The following is a 16,881-nucleotide window of genomic DNA, read 5'->3' on the forward strand; positions in this document are numbered from 1 at the left end:
CGCCCGGGTCCGCGCCTCAGCCCGTGACGACCGCCCGGGCGATCGCCGCGAGCTGCGCGATGTTCGCGGGCATCCGCTCGCGCTCCGAGGGCAGGCTCGCGAGGTGCGTGACGTTGTCGAGGTACGCCAGGAAGATGAACGCTCCGAAGCGCTCGTCGGGGACGCCCGTGCTGCCGCCCGCCGCCGTGTACGCGCGGTGGAACTGCGCGCGCTGACGGGGCGCGAGGTACATGATCGCGGCGGCCACGTCGAGGCCGGCGGGCCCCAGGCCGCACCGGTCGAAGTCGATGACGGAGACGCCGGTCGGCCCCTGGATCAGGTTCCCGGGGTGGTAGTCGCCGTGCACCATGATGGGCGGCCCGGCTTGCGCGAGCGTCGCGCGGAGCTCCTCGATCGCGCCGGCCAGCGCGTCCGCGGTGGAGCCGTCGGACATGATGCCGGGATAGCCCTCGACCAGGCGCTCCAGGCGGATGGTCGCGTAGTCCGCGTCGTATCGGCGACGCTGGCCCGCGAGCCCGACGGCGATGGGATCCGCGCCGGCCGCATGCAGGGCGGCCAGCGTCTCGGCGAACGGGCCGGCGTCTGCCGATGCGGGGAGGCTGCTCAGCATCTCGCCGTCGTGCCAGGTGAGCAGGCTCGCGAGGCGCCGCTCCACGCGTCCGCCCGAGGCGCCGACCACCGCACGGCGGAGGCCGATCTCGTCGTCGTCCGGGACGGCGACCTCGACGGTCGCCGTCCAGGAGCCGTCGCGCGTGCGCTGCGGCACCGGCACGGACGGCCCGCCGCGCGCGGCGAGCACGTCGAGCCAGCCGAGCTCCAGGTCGATCTCGCGCTGCTTCCGGCGCGCGACGTGCAGGCGCAGCAGGTAGCGGGATCCGTCGCCGACGTCGACCCGGTACGCGTGGTTGTGCGTGGCCCCCAGCTCGGTGAGCGCGGCGGGACCGATGTCCCAGGCCGCCAGGAGATCGGACACGGCGCTCTCCCCGACGGTCGGCGTCAGTGGCCCATGCCGAGGCCGCCGTCGACCGGGATCACGGCGCCCGAGATGTACGCGGCCTCGTCCGAGGACACCCACGCCACGACGCCCGCGACCTCGGCGGCGGTGCCGTAGCGGCCGGCCGGGATGGACTTCTTGTACTCGGCGGCGGTCGCCTCGGGCAGCTCCGCGGTCATGTCGGTCTCGATGAAGCCCGGCGCGACGACGTTCGCCGTGATGCCGCGGCCGCCGAGCTCGCGCGTGACGGAGCGGGCGAGGCCCACCAGCCCGCTCTTCGACGCCGCGTAGTTGACCTGGCCACCCGAGCCGTACAGCCCGACGACGCTGGAGATGAGGACGATGCGGCCGAAGCGCGCCTTGAGCATGCCCTTCGACGCGCGCTTGACGACGCGGAACGCGCCGCCCAGGTTCGTGTCGACCACCTCGGTGAAGTCGTCGTCGCTCATCCGCATCATGAGGGTGTCGCGCGTGATGCCCGCGTTGGCGACCACGACCTCGACCGGTCCGTACGCGGCCTCGACCTCGGTGAACGCGGCGTCGACGGACGCGGCGTCGGTCACGTCGGCGCGCACCGTCAGGCTGCCGTCGGGACCCTGGCCGGAGCGCGCGGTGACGGCGACGCGGTGGCCGCGGCGCAGCATCTCCTCGGCGATCGCGTACCCGATCCCCCTGTTGCCTCCGGTGACGACGACGGTGCGTGCGGTGCTCATGGGGGACCTTCCATTACGGCTCGGCGGGGGCTCGCGGACGCGGACGAGCCTATCGGTGGCGCGGCGTACCCTGGTCTCGATGGGGAGCGCGACGCTCCCCCGAAGGACGCCATCCACGCATGCCAGCTCCGCAGCAGTCGGTCACCAGCCTCCCCCGATCCCCGGAGGAGGACCGCCATGCCCGCATGGTGAAGTACACCATCGCCATGACCATCCGCATGGTCTGCATCCTGTCGTGCCTCTTCCTGCAGGGGTGGTGGTTGGCCGTGGCCGCCATCGGCGCCATCGTGCTGCCGTACTTCGCGGTCATCCTGGCCAACGTCGGCGGCAACCAGGGCACCGCGGTCGAGCGCCCCGGCGGCGTGGTGGTCGTGTCCGCCCGCCACTCCGGCTTCCCGCCGCCCGCCGAGCCGTACGTGCCCTCTGAGCCCTTCCGCGCGTCGGAGCCGTCCACCACGCCGGAGCCGTTCACGACCTACGAGACCGGTCGCGCGCCCGAGCCCCCGCGCGCCTCCGACGTCCGTCCGACGACCGCGGGCGGCACGGCCGCGCCCGACACCCCGACCGACGCGTGAGCGGGCTCGCCTCCTGGGGCCTCGGATCCGCCGGACCGTCCTCCGACGCCGTCGAGTGCTCGCGCGCGGGCTGCCGCGTCGACGCCGCCTGGCGGGTCGAGTGGCGCAACCCCCGCATCCACACGACGGACCGCGTCAAGACGTGGACCGCGTGCGACGAGCACGTCGGCTTCCTGCGCGACTTCCTCGCCGGTCGCGACTTCCCCGTGCGCGTCGCCGCGATCGACGCGCCCGTCGCGGGAGCGATCGCGTGAGCCGCTGGCGCTTCGTCCTCAACCGCAGGTGGGCCGGCTACCTCGCCGTCGCCGTCGTCTTCGCCATCGCGTGCGTGCTCCTCAGCCACTGGCAGTTCGCGCGACGCGACGAGGCCCTCGCCGAGATCGCCAAGGTCGAGGACAACTGGGATCGTGCTCCGCAGCCCGTCGACCAGGTGCTCGGCGACACCTCGGCGTACGTCGACACCCAGAAGTGGACCCCGGTCACGATGACCGGCACCTACCTCGTCGACGATCAGCTGCTCGCGCGCAACCGGCCCTTCAACGGCCAGCCCGGCTTCGAGGTCCTCACGCCCCTGCGCCTCGATGACGGGCGGGTGTTCGTCGTCGACCGCGGCTGGGTGCCCATCGGCAACTCGCAGGACTCCCCCGACTCCGTCCCCGCCCCGCCTGCGGGCGAGGTCACGGTGACCGCGCGGCTGAAGGCCGGCGAGCCGGAGCTGCCGGGGCGTTCCGCTCCCGAGGGGCAGATCGCCACCGTCAACCTGCCGGACATCGCCCAGCGCGTGGGGTCACCCACGTTCACGGGCGCGTACGGGCTGCTGATCTCGGAGGATCCCGCGCCCGCCGACGCCGCGCCGTTCGCGACCCCGCGCCCGGAGGAGGACGAGGGCCCGCACCTCTCCTACGCGTTCCAGTGGCTCGTGTTCGCCGTCATCGCGTTCGTCGGCCTCGGCGTCGCCGTCCGCAACGAGTACCGCATCATCAACCAGGACGACCCCGAGGAGCAGGACCGCGAGCGCGCCCGGCAGGCCAAGCGCGCCAGGAGGCAGCCGTCGGACGCGGACGTCGAGGACCGTATCCTCGACGACGCGCGCTGAGCCGGCGTCCCGAGGCGGCCGCGTGGACCGCCTCGGTGTGACCCGGCAGGGCCGGGCCGACCCGGGTCAGGCCAGCTCGATGAGGTCCATGTAGTCGGGGCTCCAGTGGTCCTCGGTGCCCTCCGGCATGATGAGGACGCGCTCCGGGTTGAGGGCCTCGACCGCGCCCGAGTCGTGGCTGACGAGCACCACTGCGCCGGAGTACGTGTTGAGCGCGCCGAGGATCTCCTCGCGGCTCGCGGGGTCGAGGTTGTTGGTGGGCTCGTCGAGCAGCAGCACGTTGGCGCCCGACACGACGATCATCGCCAGCGCCAGGCGGGTCTTCTCGCCGCCGGACAGGACGCCGGCGGGCTTCGCCGAGTCGTCGCCCGTGAAGAGGAACGAGCCGAGGACGCGGCGGGCCTCCATCTCCGAGATGTCGGGCGAGGAGGAGACCATGTTCTCCAGCACGCTGCGCTTCACGTCGATGGTCTCGTGCTCCTGCGCGTAGTAGCCGATGCGCAGGCCGTGGCCGGGCTCGAGCCGGCCGGTGTCGGGCTGGTCGACGCCCGCGAGGATCCGCAGCAGCGTCGTCTTGCCGGCGCCGTTGAGGCCGAGGATCACGACCTTGCTGCCGCGGTCGATCGCGAGGTCGACCGCCGTGAAGATCTCGAGCGAGCCGTAGTTCTTGCTGAGGTCGCTCGCCATGAGCGGCGTGCGGCCGCAGGCCACGGGCTCGGGGAAGCGCAGCTTGGCCACGCGGTCGACGGCGCGCACCTCCTCGAGGCCGGACAGCATCTTCTCCGCGCGTCGCACCATCTGGTGCGCGGCGGCGGCCTTGGACGCCTTCGCGCCGAACTTCGCGGCCTGCAGCTGGAGGACGCCCGCCTTCTTCTCGACGTTGGCGCGCTCCTTCTTGCGGCGTTCCTCGTCGGCGGCGCGCTGGCGCTGGTAGTGCTTCCAGCCCATGTTGTAGATGTCGATGACCATGCGGTTCGCGTCGAGGTAGAAGACGCGGTTGACGGTGTCGCCGACGAGCTCGACATCGTGGCTGATCACGATCAGGCCACCCTGGTAGCCCTTGAGGAACTCGCGCAGCCAGGTGACGGAGTCGGCGTCGAGGTGGTTGGTGGGCTCGTCGAGCAGCATCGTGTCGGCGCCGGAGAACAGGATGCGCGCGAGCTCGATGCGGCGGCGCTGGCCGCCGGAGAGGGTGCTGAGCGGCTGGTCGAGGATCCGGTCGGGGAGGCTGAGGTTGCTCGCGATGGACGCGGCCTCCGCCTCGGCCGCGTACCCGCCGAGCGCGACGAAGCGCTCCTCGAGCCGGCCGTAGTCCTTCATCGCCTTCGCGGAGACCTTGTCGTCCGTGGACGCCATGTCGAGCATCGCGCGCTGCATGTCGAGCGACAGCGTGCCGAGCCCGCGGGCGTCGAGGATGCGCGTGCGCGCCAGGTCCTCCGGGTTGCCGGAGCGCGGGTCCTGCGGGAGGTAGCCGATCTCGCCGGAGCGGTCGATCCGGCCGCCCGTGGGCTGGCCCTCGCCCGCGAGGATCTTGGTGAGCGTGGTCTTGCCCGCGCCGTTGCGGCCGACGAGGCCGATCTTGTCCCCCGGGCTCACCCGGAACGAGACGTCCTCCATGAGGACGCGGGCGCCGACGCGCAGCTCCAGTTCGTGTACAGCGAGCACGGTGAGAGGTCCTTCTGTTGAGCGGATGTCCCACGGTCCGTGGGAGAGGGGCGACCCGCAGCAGAGGGGGTCGAGCCCGGTCGGTCGAGGGCGTCCATCGGACCCGACCGGTCCAGTGTACGAGACGCGGGGCCGGCGGCCCCTCCCGACGACCGCCGGGCGACGCGACGACGGCCCCACCCGGAGCGGGTGGGGCCGTCGTCGAGGAGCGGTCGGGCGGAGGATCACATGGAGAAGCCGAGCGCCCGCATCATGTCGCGGCCGTCGTCGGTGATCCGGTCGGGACCCCACGGCGGCATCCACACCCAGTTGATGCGGAACGCGTCGACCACGCCATCGAGCGCCTCGGCGGTCTGCTCCTCGAGCACGTCCGTCAGCGGGCAGCCAGCGGACGTCAGCGTCATGTGGATGATGAGCGCGTCGTTCTCGTCGTCCCACGCGAGGTCGTAGATGAGCCCCAGGTCGACCACGTTGATCCCGAGCTCGGGATCCATGACGTCCTTGAGCGCCTCCTCGACCTCGTCGAACTTCTGCGGGGTCAGCGTGCTCTGCGTGCTCACGCGTCCACCGAGGTGGAGGGCGTCAGGAAGCGGTCGTAGCCCTCCTCCTCGAGGCGGTCGGCCAGCTCGCGGCCACCCTGCTCGGCGACGCGGCCCGCGACGAACACGTGCACGAAGTCGGGCTGGATGTAGCGGAGGATGCGCGTGTAGTGCGTGATGAGGAGGAGACCGAGGCCCGTGTTCGCCTTGGCGCGGTTGACGCCCTCGGAGACGATCTTGAGCGCGTCCACGTCGAGGCCGGAGTCGGTCTCGTCGAGCACGGCGAACTTGGGCTTGAGCAGCTCGAGCTGCAGGACCTCGTTGCGCTTCTTCTCGCCGCCCGAGAAGCCCTCGTTGACGTTGCGCTCGGCGAACGCGGGGTCCATCTTGAGCGCCGCCATGGAGGAGCGGACGTCCTTGATCCAGCCGCGGATGGCCGGGGCCTCGCCGTCGATCGCGGTCTTGGCGGTGCGCAGGAAGTTGGTGGTGGTGACGCCGGGGATCTCGACCGGGTACTGCATGGCGAGGAACAGGCCCGCGCGGGCGCGCTCGTCCACCGTCATGTCGAGGACCTCGACGCCGTCGAGCGTGATCGAGCCGGAGTCGACGTGGTACTTCGGGTGACCCGAGATCGTGTACGCCAGCGTGGACTTGCCCGAGCCGTTGGGCCCCATGATGGCGTGGATCTCGCCCTCGTTGATCGTGAGGTCGACGCCCTTGAGGATCTGCTTGCGACCCTGCTCGGTGTCGACGCTGACGTGCAGGTCGGTGATGGTGAGAGTTGACATGCGTGCGGTTCCTCTAGCTCTTCGGGGTGGTGTCGATGTGGATGTCGCCGTCCACGATCGACACGGGGTAGACGGGGACGGGCTCGTAGGCCGGCAGCGTGCGCGGCTTGCCCGTCTCGAGGGAGAACTTCGACCCGTGGGCCCAGCACTCCAGGGTGTCGCCCTCGACGAAGCCCTCGGCGAGCGAGATGTCGCCGTGCGTGCAGGTGTCGCCGATGGCGTGCACCGTGCCGGAGGAGTCCTTGACGATCGCGATGGCGAGGCCCTCGACCTCGACGCGGAGGGCCTCGTTCACGTCGAGGTCGTCGACGCCGCAGATCCGGACGGCGGTCATCGGGCGACCGCCGCGGACGGGCTGGCGGACGGGCTGGCAGAGAGCTCGGCCTCGATGGCGGCCTGCAGCCGCTCCTCGAGGTCGGGGACGCCGATCTGCTGCACGATCTCGCTGAGGAAGCCGCGGACGACGAGGCGACGCGCCTCCTCCTCCGTGATCCCGCGGGCCTGCAGGTAGAACAGCTGCTCGTCGTCGAATCGGCCCGTGGCGCTCGCGTGGCCGGCGCCGGCGATGTCGCCGGTCTCGATCTCGAGGTTCGGGACCGAGTCGGCGCGCGTGCCGTCCGTGAGGACGAGGTTGCGGTTCTGCTCGTAGCTGTCCGTGCCGGGCGCGGAGCGGCGGATGAGGACGTCGCCGATCCACACGGTGCGCGCGCCCGTGCCCTGCAGCGCACCCTTGTAGGTGACCCGGCTGCGGGTGTTGGGGGCGTCGTGGTCGACGTACACCTGCTGCTCGAGGTGCTGGCCCGCGTCGGCGAAGTAGACGCCGAGGAGCTCGCCGTCCGCGCCCTCGTTCGAGAGGTGGGCGGAGGGGTTGACGCGCACGATGGATCCGCCGAGCGTCACCACCACGTGCTTGAGCTTGGCGTCGCGGCCGACGACGGCCTGGTGCGCCGCGAGGTGACGCGCCTCGTCGTCCCACTGCTGCACGGTGACGACCGTGAGCTCGGCCTGGTCGCCGACGACGATCTCGACGTTCTCGGCGAGCGACGCGGATCCGGCGTTGTCGAGGATGACGACGCCGCGGCTGAACGGGGCGGCCGTGATGACGGTGTGCGCGGCGCGCGGGGCGGACCCGAGCTCGGAGCGGCCGACCGTGACGGTGACGCGCTCCTCCCCCGTGACGTCGATGGCGAGCGCCTCGCCGAAGGACGTCCAGGCGTTGGCCTGGGCGCGGTCCTCGGGAGCACCTGCGGTGCCGATGCGCGCGTCGTCCCGGGGGATCCACGAGACGGACGTGCCGGCCGCCTCGGTGCTGGTGAAGGGGTACCTGGAGCCGTCGAGCTCGCCGGAGATGAGGTCGTCGATCCTGCGGACGGGCGTCAGCTTCCAGACGGCCTCACGGCCGGTGACGGCGTCGAACGCGTCGACGTCCGTGGACGTGAAGCGCTCGGAACGCGTCTGGATGGGGACTGTGGCCCACCCTCCGTCGGTGTGCGCCCGGTTGCCGTGCTGGTCGGCGGGGACGGGGGCTTCTGTGGTGGCGAGTGGGGTCGTCATCTAGCCGACGGATCCTTCCATGCCCATCTCGATGAGCTTGTTGAGTTCGAGCGCGTACTCCATGGGGAGCTCGCGGGCGATGGGCTCGATGAAGCCGCGGACGATCATGGCCATGGCCTCGTCCTCGGGCATGCCCCGGCTCATCAGGTAGAACAGCTGCTCCTCGCTCACGCGCGAGACCGTGGCCTCGTGCCCGAGCTGGACGTCGTCCACGCGGATGTCGATCGCGGGGTACGTGTCGGAGCGGGAGATGGTGTCGACCAGCAGCGCGTCGCAGCGGACGGTGTTGGCGGAGTGGTGCGCAGCCGCGTCCACGCGGATCTCGCCGCGGTAGCCGGCCCGGCCGCCGCCGCGCGCGATCGACTTCGAGACGATCGACGACTGCGTGTACGGCGCCATGTGCACCATCTTCGCGCCGGCGTCCTGGTGCTGGCCGGGGCCGGCGAAGGCGACCGACAGGGTCTCGCCCTTGGCACGCTCGCCCATGAGGTAGATGGAGGGGTACTTCATCGTGACCTTGGAGCCGATGTTGCCGTCGATCCACTCCATGGTCGCGCCCTCGGCCGCCGTCGCGCGCTTGGTGACGAGGTTGTAGACGTTGTTCGACCAGTTCTGGATGGTCGTGTAGCGGACGCGGGCGTCCTTCTTCACGATGATCTCGACGACCGCGGAGTGCAGCGAGTCGGACTTGTAGATGGGGGCGGTGCAGCCCTCGATGTAGTGGACGTAGCTGCCCTCGTCCGCGATGATCAGCGTCCGCTCGAACTGGCCCATGTTCTCGGTGTTGATGCGGAAGTACGCCTGGAGCGGGATCTCGACGTGCACGCCCTTGGGGACGTACACGAACGAGCCGCCGGACCAGACGGCCGTGTTGAGCGCGGCGAACTTGTTGTCGCCCGCGGGGATGACGGTGCCGAAGTACTCCTTGAACAGCTCCGGGTGCTCGCGCAGCGCCGTGTCGGTGTCCATGAAGATGACGCCCTGGTCCTCGAGCTCCTTCTGGATGGAGTGGAAGACGACCTCGGACTCGTACTGGGCCGCGACGCCGGAGACGAGGCGCTGGCGCTCCGCCTCGGGGATGCCGAGCCGCTCGTACGTGTTCTTGATGTCGTCGGGCAGGTCCTCCCACGTCTGGGCCTGCTTCTCCGTGGAGCGCACGAAGTACTTGATGTTGTCGAAGTCGATGCCGGAGAGGTCGGCGCCCCAGGTCGGCATGGGCTTCTTGCCGAAGAGCTCGTAGCCCTTCATGCGGTTGGCGAGCATCCACTCGGGCTCGCTCTTGCGCCGCGAGATGTCGGCGACGACCTGCGGGGAGATGCCGCGCTTGGCCGAGGCGCCGGCGACGTCGGAGTCGGACCAGCCGAACTCGTACTGCCCGAGGCTCTCGAGCTCGGGTCGGTCGATGAGCACATCTGACATGGCTACCTGCTTTCCTGACGATCTGGGCGTATCAGCGCCGTATCGGCATTCACCCCCCGCACGGCGACGCCGCTTCGGTGACGAGAGGAAGACTGTGGGTGTCCGGGATGCGGCGGCTTGACGCCTCGCACCCCTCTTAGGATGAACACGAACGCGGGTGGACTTGTTCCCGCCGTCCTCGCTGACGTGCCGGATGCCGCAAGGCCCGACGTGTTCCATGAACCACCCGATTCTACGGGCAATCCAGCGGGCACGGAAGGCAGGCAGTGACTCACGGCACCGATGCGGGGCAGTCTCCCAGTGGGAGCGTGCTAGGTCAGACCCTCATGGTCACCAGGCGGCTGCGGGAGCGGCTGCCGGACGGGATCACCCGCGCCACGCGGATCCTCGTCTGGACCACGCTCGTCGTGCAGACGCTCGTCGTCGGCACCGGCGGGCTCGTCCGGCTCACGGGCTCCGGGCTGGGGTGCCCGACGTGGCCCAGGTGCACCGCCGACTCCTTCGTCTCGACGCCGGAGATGGGCGTGCACGGGATCATCGAGTTCGGCAACCGCCTGCTCACCTTCGTGCTCGTGATCGTCGCCATCGCCACGTTCCTCGCCGTGCTGCGGCTGCGGAACCGCGGACGCGGCCTCTTCTCCCTCGCGCTCGCGATCGGCCTCGGCATCCCCGCGCAGGGGGTCATCGGCGGCATCACGGTGCTGACCGGCCTGAACCCGTACATCGTCGGGTTGCACTTCGTCGTGTCCGTGGTGCTCGTCGTGCTGTCGACCGTCCTGGTATGGCGCACCTACCACCCGCTCGACGAGGCCGAGCGGTCGGTCCCGTCGTCCTTCCTGACGCTCGCGCGCATCACCTCCGTGGTCGTCGGCATCACGATCCTCGTCGGCATCGTCGTCACCGGATCCGGCCCCCACGCCGGCGACCAGGGCGCCGCGCGCAACGGGCTCGACCCGGAGCTGCTGCAGCACGTGCACAGCTGGCCGGCCTACACGACCTTCGGCCTCACGATCGCCCTCGTCGTCATCGCGGCCCGCAACCGGTGGACGGCCGTCTCGCGCTGGACCCGGGTGCTGCTCGCGGTCGAGCTCGTGCAGATCGCCGTGGGCCTCATCCAGGCGCGGACGGGCCTGCCCGAGTTCCTCGTGGGGCTGCACATGGTGCTCGCGTGCCTGCTCGCGTCCGCGATGACGGCCACGCTGCTGAGCACCACCCGACGGGCGGACACGCTCCGGCTCACCCCCGCCGAGGTGCGGCGCTCCGCCCACGTGGGCTGATCCCCGCCCATCCCGCCGACGCCCGCCCGAGCACCGCTCGCGGCGGGCGTCGTCGCGTGCGGCGCCTCCGCAGACCGGGCGCAGCGGGCTCGTGCGTGGGCCGGATCCGCATCTCGCGGCTCGCGTGGCATGGGTTCGGGCACGGCAGCGCACGGGCGGATCGACTCGGCCGCGCGACGCACGCCCCGCGACACGGGACCGCGCGGATCAGAAGGGGAGGAGAGGGTCGATGCCGACCGCGAGGAACAGCAGCGAGAGGTACGAGATGGACGCGTGGAAGACGCGCATCGGCTTGATGGGCTCGTGGCGCACGGCGAGGTCGTACAGGCGGTGCGTCTCGTAGACGAACCAGCCGCCACCCGCGAGCGCCGCCAGCGTGTAGACGAGCCCCATGCCCGCGACGGGGATGAGCAGCAGCGAGCAGGCGAGCGTGGCCCACGCGTACAGGATGGTCTGCAGGCCGACGGCCGCGCGACCGCGCACGACGGCGAGCATGGGCACGTTGACCGAGGCGTAGTCGTCCCGGTACTTCATGGACAGCGGCCAGTAGTGCGGCGGGGTCCAGAGGAACACGATCATGAACAGGATCACGGGCGCCCAGGAGATGTCCCCCGTGACGGCGGCCCAGCCGATGAGGACCGGCATGCAGCCCGCGGCCCCGCCCCAGACGATGTTCTGCGGCGTGCGGCGCTTGAGCCACAGCGTGTAGACGAAGACGTAGAAGAGGATCGCCGCGAGCGAGAGCGCGGCGGCCAGCCAGTTGGAGATGACGCCGAGCCAGACGATGCTGGCGACGCCGATGATCCAGGCGAAGACGAGGGCCTCGCGATCCGTCAGCTCCCCCGTCACCAGCGGCCGGCGCTGCGTGCGCTTCATGACGCGGTCGATGTCGCGGTCGATGTAGCAGTTGAACGCGTTCGCGCTGCCCGCGCTGAGCGTGCCGCCGACGAGGACGCCGAGGATCAGCCAGGGGTTCGGCCATCCGCCCTGGGCGAGGATCATGACGGGCGCGGTGGTCACGAGCAGGAGCTCGATGACGCGCGGCTTCGTCAGTGCGACGTACGCCTTGGTCTTCCTCGCCACGCCGATCGTCTCCCGATCGACCCGACTCTGCACCGCAACGTTCATCGCACCTCTAACTCGCCGGACATTCCCTCCCCATGGTAGGCCACGGCCCCTGCGAGCCGAGCCGCGGGGCCCCGCCGGGACGGGCTCGGAACACCTGGGGCGAGGTGGGTGTTCCATATACTGATAGGCGGTCCGGCTGGGCCTCCCCCCATCTTCAGAAGGGCTATAACCAAGTGGCAGCATTGCAATGGGACCCCATCGACAGCAAGGCGGTCGACACCGCACGGATCCTCGCCGCGGACGCGGTGGAGAAGGTTGGAAACGGTCACCCCGGCACCGCCATGAGCCTGGCCCCGGCGGCCTACCTCCTGTTCCAGAAGGTCATGCGCCGCGACCCCTCCGACAGCACCTGGATCGGTCGCGACCGGTTCATCCTCTCGGTGGGCCACAGCTCGCTCACGCAGTACACGCAGTTCTTCCTCGGCGGCTACGGCCTCGAGATCGAGGACCTCCAGGCCCTCCGCACGTGGGACTCCAAGACCCCGGGCCACCCGGAGTACGGCCACACCGACGGCGTCGAGATCACCACAGGCCCCCTCGGCCAGGGCCTCGCCTCCTCCGTGGGCTTCGCCTACGCCGCCCGCTACGAGCGCGGCCTCTTCGACCCCGAGACCCCGGCGGGCGAGAGCCCGTTCGACCACTTCGTGTACGTGATCGCCGGCGACGGCGACATGCAGGAGGGCATCACCTCCGAGGCCTCCTCCCTCGCGGGGCACCAGGAGCTCGGCAACCTCATCGCGATCTACGACAGCAACCAGATCTCCATCGAGGACGACACCGACATCGCCTTCACGGAGGACGTGGCCGCGCGCTACGAGGCCTACGGCTGGCACGTCCAGCACGTCGACTGGAAGAAGACGGGCGAGTACGTCGAGGACGTGCAGGAGCTGTTCGACGCCGTCGAGGCCGCCAAGGCCGAGACGCGCAAGCCCTCGCTCATCATCCTCAAGACGATCATCGGCTGGCCCTCCCCGAAGAAGCAGAACTCGGGCAAGATCCACGGCTCCGCCCTCGGTGCCGAGGAGCTCGCGGCCGTGAAGCAGATCGTCGGGTTCGACCCCGAGAAGAGCTTCGAGGTGCCGGACGGCGTCCTCGAGCACACCCGCCAGGCCGTCGAGCGCGGCCAGCAGCAGCACCGTGAGTGGGACGAGAAGCTCGCCGCGTGGGCCGAGGCCAACCCCGAGCGCAAGACGCTGCTCGACCGCGTCCTCGCCGGCGACGCCCCCGAGGGCCTCGATGAGGCGCTCCCCGTGTTCCCCGCGGGCAAGGACGTCTCGACGCGCGCCGCGTCCGGCAAGGTCATCAACGCCATCGCCGAGGTCATGCCCGAGCTGTGGGGCGGCTCCGCCGACCTCGCCGAGTCGAACAACACGACCATCGAGTCGGCTCCGTCGTTCGTGCCGGCCGAGCGCTCGACCGACATGTGGAAGGGCGACCCCTACGGCCGCGTCCTCCACTTCGGCATCCGCGAGCACGCCATGGGCGCGATCCTCAACGGCATCGTCCTGCACGGCAACACGCGCCCCTTCGGCGGCACGTTCCTCATCTTCAGCGACTACATGCGCCCGGCGGTCCGTCTCGCCGCGCTCATGAAGGCGCCGTCGATCTTCGTCTGGACGCACGACTCCGTCGCCCTCGGTGGCGACGGCCCGACGCACCAGCCGGTGGAGCAGCTCGCCAGCCTCCGCGCCATCCCGGGCCTCGACGTCATCCGCCCCGCGGACGCCAACGAGACCGCGCAGGCGTGGAAGACGATCCTCACGCGTCGCATGGGCCCCGCGGGCCTCGCGCTCTCGCGCCAGAACCTCCCGGTCCTGGAGCGCGGCACGGGTGACGCCACGGCCACCGAGTTCGCCTCGGCGGCCGGCGTGGCCAAGGGGGCGTACATCCTGGCCGACACCGAGGGCACGCCCGACGTGATCCTCATCGCCACGGGCTCCGAGGTCCAGTTCGCCGTCGAGGCCCGCGAGGCCCTCGCCGCGGACGGCGTCCAGGCCCGCGTCGTCAGCGCCCCGAGCCTCGAGTGGTTCGAGGAGCAGGACGCGGCGTACAAGGAGCACGTGCTCCCCGAGGCGGTCGCCGCGCGCGTCTCCGTCGAGGCGGGCATCTCGCTCTCCTGGAAGCAGTACGTCGGGCACCACGGCCGCAGCATCTCGATCGAGCACTTCGGCGCGAGCGCCGAGTACGAGGTCCTGTACCGCGAGTTCGGCATCACCACGGAGGCCGTCGTGAAGGCGGCCAAGGAGTCCATCGCCTCCCTCTAGAAGCTGACGAGGAGCGGGGCGGCCGAGCTGCTCCGCTCCCCGCCGGCCCGCCCTGACCGGCATGCCTGCGAAGGCGGATCGGTCGGGTACACGGGAGGGGCGCACGCGTGCGCCCCTCCCCCAGAACCTCACAACCAGCGAGAAGAAGGCAACATGACCGACACCACTTCCCCCACCGCGCAGCTCTCCGCCGCGGGCGTCAGCATCTGGCTCGACGACCTGTCGCGCGAGCGCATCGATGCCAAGGGCATCGAGAAGGTGATCGCCGAGCGCGACGTCGTCGGCATCACGACGAACCCCACCATCTTCGCGTCGGCCCTCGCCAAGGGCGAGGCGTACGACGCCCAGGTCCGCGAGCTCGCGGCCGACGGCGCCGACGTCGACCGCGCGGTCTTCGAGATCACCACCCGCGACGTCGGCGAGGCCGCGCGCATCTTCCGCCCCGTCTACGACCGCACCGCCGGCTTCGACGGCCGCGTCTCCATCGAGGTGTCCCCCGACTTCGCCAACGACACGCAGGCGACCATCGACGAGGCCCACAAGCTGTGGGACAAGATCGCCGAGCCCAACGTCATGATCAAGATCCCCGCGACCCGCGAGGGCCTCGAGGCCATCACCGAGGTCATCGGCGCCGGCATCAGCGTCAACGTGACCCTGATCTTCAGCCTCGAGCGCTACCGCGAGGTCATCAACGCGTACCTCACCGGCCTCGAGAAGGCGAAGGCGGCGGGCATCGACCTGTCGACAATCCACTCGGTCGCCTCCTTCTTCGTGTCGCGCGTCGACACCGAGATCGACAAGCGCCTCGACGCTCTGGGCACCGACGAGGCCACCGCGCTGAAGAGCAAGGCCGGCGTCGCCAACGCGCAGCTCGCCTACCAGGCCTTCGAGCAGTCCTTCGCGTCCGAGCGGGCCCAGGGCCTCCTCGGCGCCGGCGCCAACAAGCAGCGCCCCCTCTGGGCCTCGACCGGTGTCAAGAGCCCCGACCTGCCCGACACGCTCTACGTGACGCAGCTCGTCGCCGCGGACGTCGTCAACACGATGCCCGAGAAGACGCTCGACGCCACGTTCGACCACGGCGTCATCGAGGGTGACACCATCACCGGCTCCTATGACGCCGCGAACGACGTCCTCAACCGGGTGGACGCGCTCGGCATCTCCTACAAGGAGGTCACCGAGCTCCTCGAGCAGGAGGGCGTCGAGAAGTTCAAGGTGTCGTGGAGCGAGCTCATCGAGACCGTCACGACCGCCCTGGACGGCGCCAAGTGAGCGTGCGCATCGCGCTGAGCGGCGCGGCGGCCACGGCCGTCGAGACCCACGTCCCCGCGCTCGTCGAGGCGCACGTCGCCTCCGGCATCACCGGGCTGGACGGCACGCTGTGGGGACCGGACGCCGAGTCAGAGGCCACCAAGCGCCTCGGCTGGACGCAGGCGGTCTCCGTCTCCCGTCCGCTCGTCGCCGAGATCACGGCGCTCCGCGAGGAGCTCCGCGGCCAGGGCGTCGACCACATCGTCCTCGGCGGCATGGGCGGATCCTCGCTCGCACCCGAGGTCATCACCCGCACCGCGGGCGTCGAGCTCACGGTCCTCGACTCGACCGACCCGGGCCAGGTGCTCGCCGCGCTCGGCGACCGCCTCGCCACCACCGCGGTCGTCATCTCCTCGAAGTCGGGATCCACGCTCGAGACGGACAGCCAGAAGCGCGTCTACGAGAAGTCGTTCCGCGAGGCGGGCATCGACCCGACCACGCGCATCGTCATCGTGACCGACCCGGGCTCTCCGCTCGACCAGTCGGCCCGTGCCGACGGCTACCGCGTCTTCAACGCGGACCCCGACGTCGGGGGCCGCTACAGCGCGCTGACCGCGTTCGGCCTCGTGCCGTCCGGTCTCGCCGGCGCCGACATCGGCGGCCTGCTCGACGAGGCGGAGGCCGCGTCCGCGCAGCTCGCCGTCGACGACGTGTCGAACCCGGGCCTCGTGCTCGGCGCCGCCATCGCCGGCACCTCGCCGCTCAAGGACAAGCTCGGCATCGTCTCCGACGGCACGCACATCGTGGGCTTCGGCGACTGGGTCGAGCAGCTCATCGCGGAGTCCACCGGCAAGCTCGGCACGGGCCTCCTGCCCGTCGTGCTGCCGATCGACGCCCCCGAGCTGGGCCTCGGGCTCGCCGACCTGCAGATCGCGCGTCTCGTCGCCGACGTCGACGCGCACGACGCGGCCGAGGGCGAGATCGTCATCAGCGGCACGCTCGGCGCGCAGATCCTCACGTGGGAGTACGCCGTCGCCGTCGCGGGCCGTCTGCTCGAGATCAACCCCTTCGACCAGCCCGACGTGGAGGCCGCCAAGGTCGCCGCGCGCGGACTGCTCGACGACCGTCCCGCTCCCCAGGCCCCCGTCGTCACGACGGACGGCATCGAGGTGCGCGGCACGAGCGAGGTCACCGACGGCGCGACCGACGTCTCCTCCGCCATCGACGCCCTGCTCACGCAGGTCGGCCCCACGGGCTACGTCGCCGTGCAGGCCTTCGTCGACCGCCTCGCGCTGCCGGAGCTCGAGAGCCTGCGCGACGCGGTGGCCCGCAAGGTCGGCCGCCCCGTCACGTTCGGCTGGGGCCCGCGCTTCCTCCACTCCACGGGGCAGTTCCACAAGGGCGGCACCCCCGTCGGCGTGTTCCTGCAGATCACCGCGGACGCGGCCGAGGATCTCGAGATCCCCGACCGCCCCTTCACCTTCGGGCAGCTCATCCAGGCGCAGGCCGCCGGCGACGCCACCGTGCTCGCCGAGCACGGCCGTCCCGTCCTGCGACTGAACCTGACCGACCCCACCACGGACGCCCGGGCCCTGCTCTCGACGCTCGAATGACCGCATCG

The 16,881-nt window shown here is 70.9% G+C and carries 16 protein-coding genes; 7 read left to right on the top strand and 9 right to left on the bottom strand.

Features of this window, described 5'->3' with window-relative positions; translation table 11 throughout:
• Positions 1-16 precede the first annotated feature (16 nt).
• Together KYT88_RS08950 and fabG are read right to left on the bottom strand one after the other, a co-directional pair.
• The gene (locus KYT88_RS08950; protein WP_043586713.1) at positions 17-973 is read right to left on the bottom strand and encodes a phosphotransferase enzyme family protein; all 957 of its coding nucleotides are present in this window, start codon (positions 971-973) and stop codon (positions 17-19) included.
• 23 nt (positions 974-996) lie between these two features.
• A complete protein-coding gene (fabG, locus tag KYT88_RS08955; protein WP_043586711.1) occupies positions 997-1,707 on the bottom strand; it encodes a 3-oxoacyl-ACP reductase FabG in 711 nt (236 codons plus the stop codon).
• 119 nt (positions 1,708-1,826) lie between these two features.
• Here fabG and KYT88_RS08960 point away from each other — a divergent pair, with 119 nt between their 5' ends.
• From KYT88_RS08960 to KYT88_RS08970, 3 genes are read left to right on the top strand one after another with little or no spacing between them, the layout of a single operon-like run.
• Positions 1,827-2,282, top strand: a complete 456-nt coding sequence (locus tag KYT88_RS08960) for a DUF3099 domain-containing protein (protein ID WP_051629365.1) — start codon at positions 1,827-1,829, stop codon at positions 2,280-2,282.
• On the top strand, positions 2,279-2,536 hold the full coding sequence (locus tag KYT88_RS08965; protein WP_043586706.1) for a hypothetical protein: 258 nt from the start codon (positions 2,279-2,281) through the stop codon (positions 2,534-2,536). The genes KYT88_RS08960 and KYT88_RS08965 overlap by 4 nt, the downstream gene beginning before the upstream one ends.
• Entirely contained in the window at positions 2,533-3,378 is an 846-nt protein-coding gene (locus KYT88_RS08970) for an SURF1 family cytochrome oxidase biogenesis protein (protein ID WP_043586703.1), read from the top strand. The genes KYT88_RS08965 and KYT88_RS08970 overlap by 4 nt, the downstream gene beginning before the upstream one ends.
• A gap of 66 nt (positions 3,379-3,444) precedes the next feature.
• Here the strand turns inward: KYT88_RS08970 and KYT88_RS08975 are convergent, their stop codons facing one another.
• The 6 genes from KYT88_RS08975 to sufB all read right to left on the bottom strand — a co-directional run bounded on the left by KYT88_RS08975 (position 3,445) and on the right by sufB (position 9,343).
• Positions 3,445-5,043, bottom strand: coding sequence for an ABC-F family ATP-binding cassette domain-containing protein (locus KYT88_RS08975; protein WP_043586702.1), 1,599 nt, complete (start codon positions 5,041-5,043; stop codon positions 3,445-3,447).
• A 224-nt stretch (positions 5,044-5,267) separates the two neighbouring features.
• Positions 5,268-5,603: a metal-sulfur cluster assembly factor gene (locus tag KYT88_RS08980; RefSeq protein WP_012038415.1), complete on the bottom strand. Its 336-nt coding sequence runs from the start codon at positions 5,601-5,603 to the stop codon at positions 5,268-5,270.
• Positions 5,600-6,370 (bottom strand): Fe-S cluster assembly ATPase SufC, encoded by a 771-nt coding sequence (sufC, locus tag KYT88_RS08985; RefSeq protein ID WP_043586699.1) that lies wholly within the window; start codon positions 6,368-6,370, stop codon positions 5,600-5,602. Before sufC ends, KYT88_RS08980 begins: the two co-directional genes overlap by 4 nt.
• A gap of 13 nt (positions 6,371-6,383) precedes the next feature.
• The gene (locus tag KYT88_RS08990; protein WP_043586697.1) at positions 6,384-6,704 is read right to left on the bottom strand and encodes a non-heme iron oxygenase ferredoxin subunit; all 321 of its coding nucleotides are present in this window, start codon (positions 6,702-6,704) and stop codon (positions 6,384-6,386) included.
• On the bottom strand, positions 6,701-7,924 hold the full coding sequence (sufD, locus tag KYT88_RS08995; RefSeq protein WP_043586696.1) for a Fe-S cluster assembly protein SufD: 1,224 nt from the start codon (positions 7,922-7,924) through the stop codon (positions 6,701-6,703). Before sufD ends, KYT88_RS08990 begins: the two co-directional genes overlap by 4 nt.
• On the bottom strand, positions 7,925-9,343 hold the full coding sequence (gene sufB, locus KYT88_RS09000) for a Fe-S cluster assembly protein SufB (RefSeq protein ID WP_012038419.1): 1,419 nt from the start codon (positions 9,341-9,343) through the stop codon (positions 7,925-7,927). It lies immediately after the preceding gene.
• A 266-nt stretch (positions 9,344-9,609) separates the two neighbouring features.
• On the opposite strand from sufB, the gene KYT88_RS09005 reads away from it, so the two are divergent.
• A complete protein-coding gene (locus KYT88_RS09005) occupies positions 9,610-10,620 on the top strand; it encodes a COX15/CtaA family protein (RefSeq protein ID WP_043586694.1) in 1,011 nt (336 codons plus the stop codon).
• A gap of 207 nt (positions 10,621-10,827) precedes the next feature.
• Here the strand turns inward: KYT88_RS09005 and KYT88_RS09010 are convergent, their stop codons facing one another.
• Complete coding sequence (locus KYT88_RS09010; RefSeq protein ID WP_012038421.1) at positions 10,828-11,748, bottom strand: heme o synthase; 921 nt, start codon at positions 11,746-11,748, stop codon at positions 10,828-10,830.
• Positions 11,749-11,921: 173 nt separating this feature from the next.
• On the opposite strand from KYT88_RS09010, the gene tkt reads away from it, so the two are divergent.
• The 3 genes from tkt to KYT88_RS09025 all read left to right on the top strand — a co-directional run bounded on the left by tkt (position 11,922) and on the right by KYT88_RS09025 (position 16,873).
• Entirely contained in the window at positions 11,922-14,012 is a 2,091-nt protein-coding gene (gene tkt, locus KYT88_RS09015) for a transketolase (protein ID WP_043586691.1), read from the top strand.
• Between the two features lie 153 nt (positions 14,013-14,165).
• The gene (tal, locus tag KYT88_RS09020) at positions 14,166-15,281 is read left to right on the top strand and encodes a transaldolase (protein ID WP_043586690.1); all 1,116 of its coding nucleotides are present in this window, start codon (positions 14,166-14,168) and stop codon (positions 15,279-15,281) included.
• Positions 15,278-16,873 carry a glucose-6-phosphate isomerase gene (locus KYT88_RS09025; protein ID WP_043586689.1) on the top strand — a complete coding sequence of 532 codons (1,596 nt, stop codon included), beginning with the start codon at positions 15,278-15,280 and terminating at the stop codon, positions 16,871-16,873. Before tal ends, KYT88_RS09025 begins: the two co-directional genes overlap by 4 nt.
• The last annotated feature ends 8 nt before the right edge of the window (positions 16,874-16,881 follow it).

Origin of the sequence: Clavibacter sp. A6099 (assembly GCF_021919125.1) — a bacterium.
Taxonomy (GTDB): Bacteria; Actinomycetota; Actinomycetes; order Actinomycetales; family Microbacteriaceae; genus Clavibacter; species Clavibacter seminis.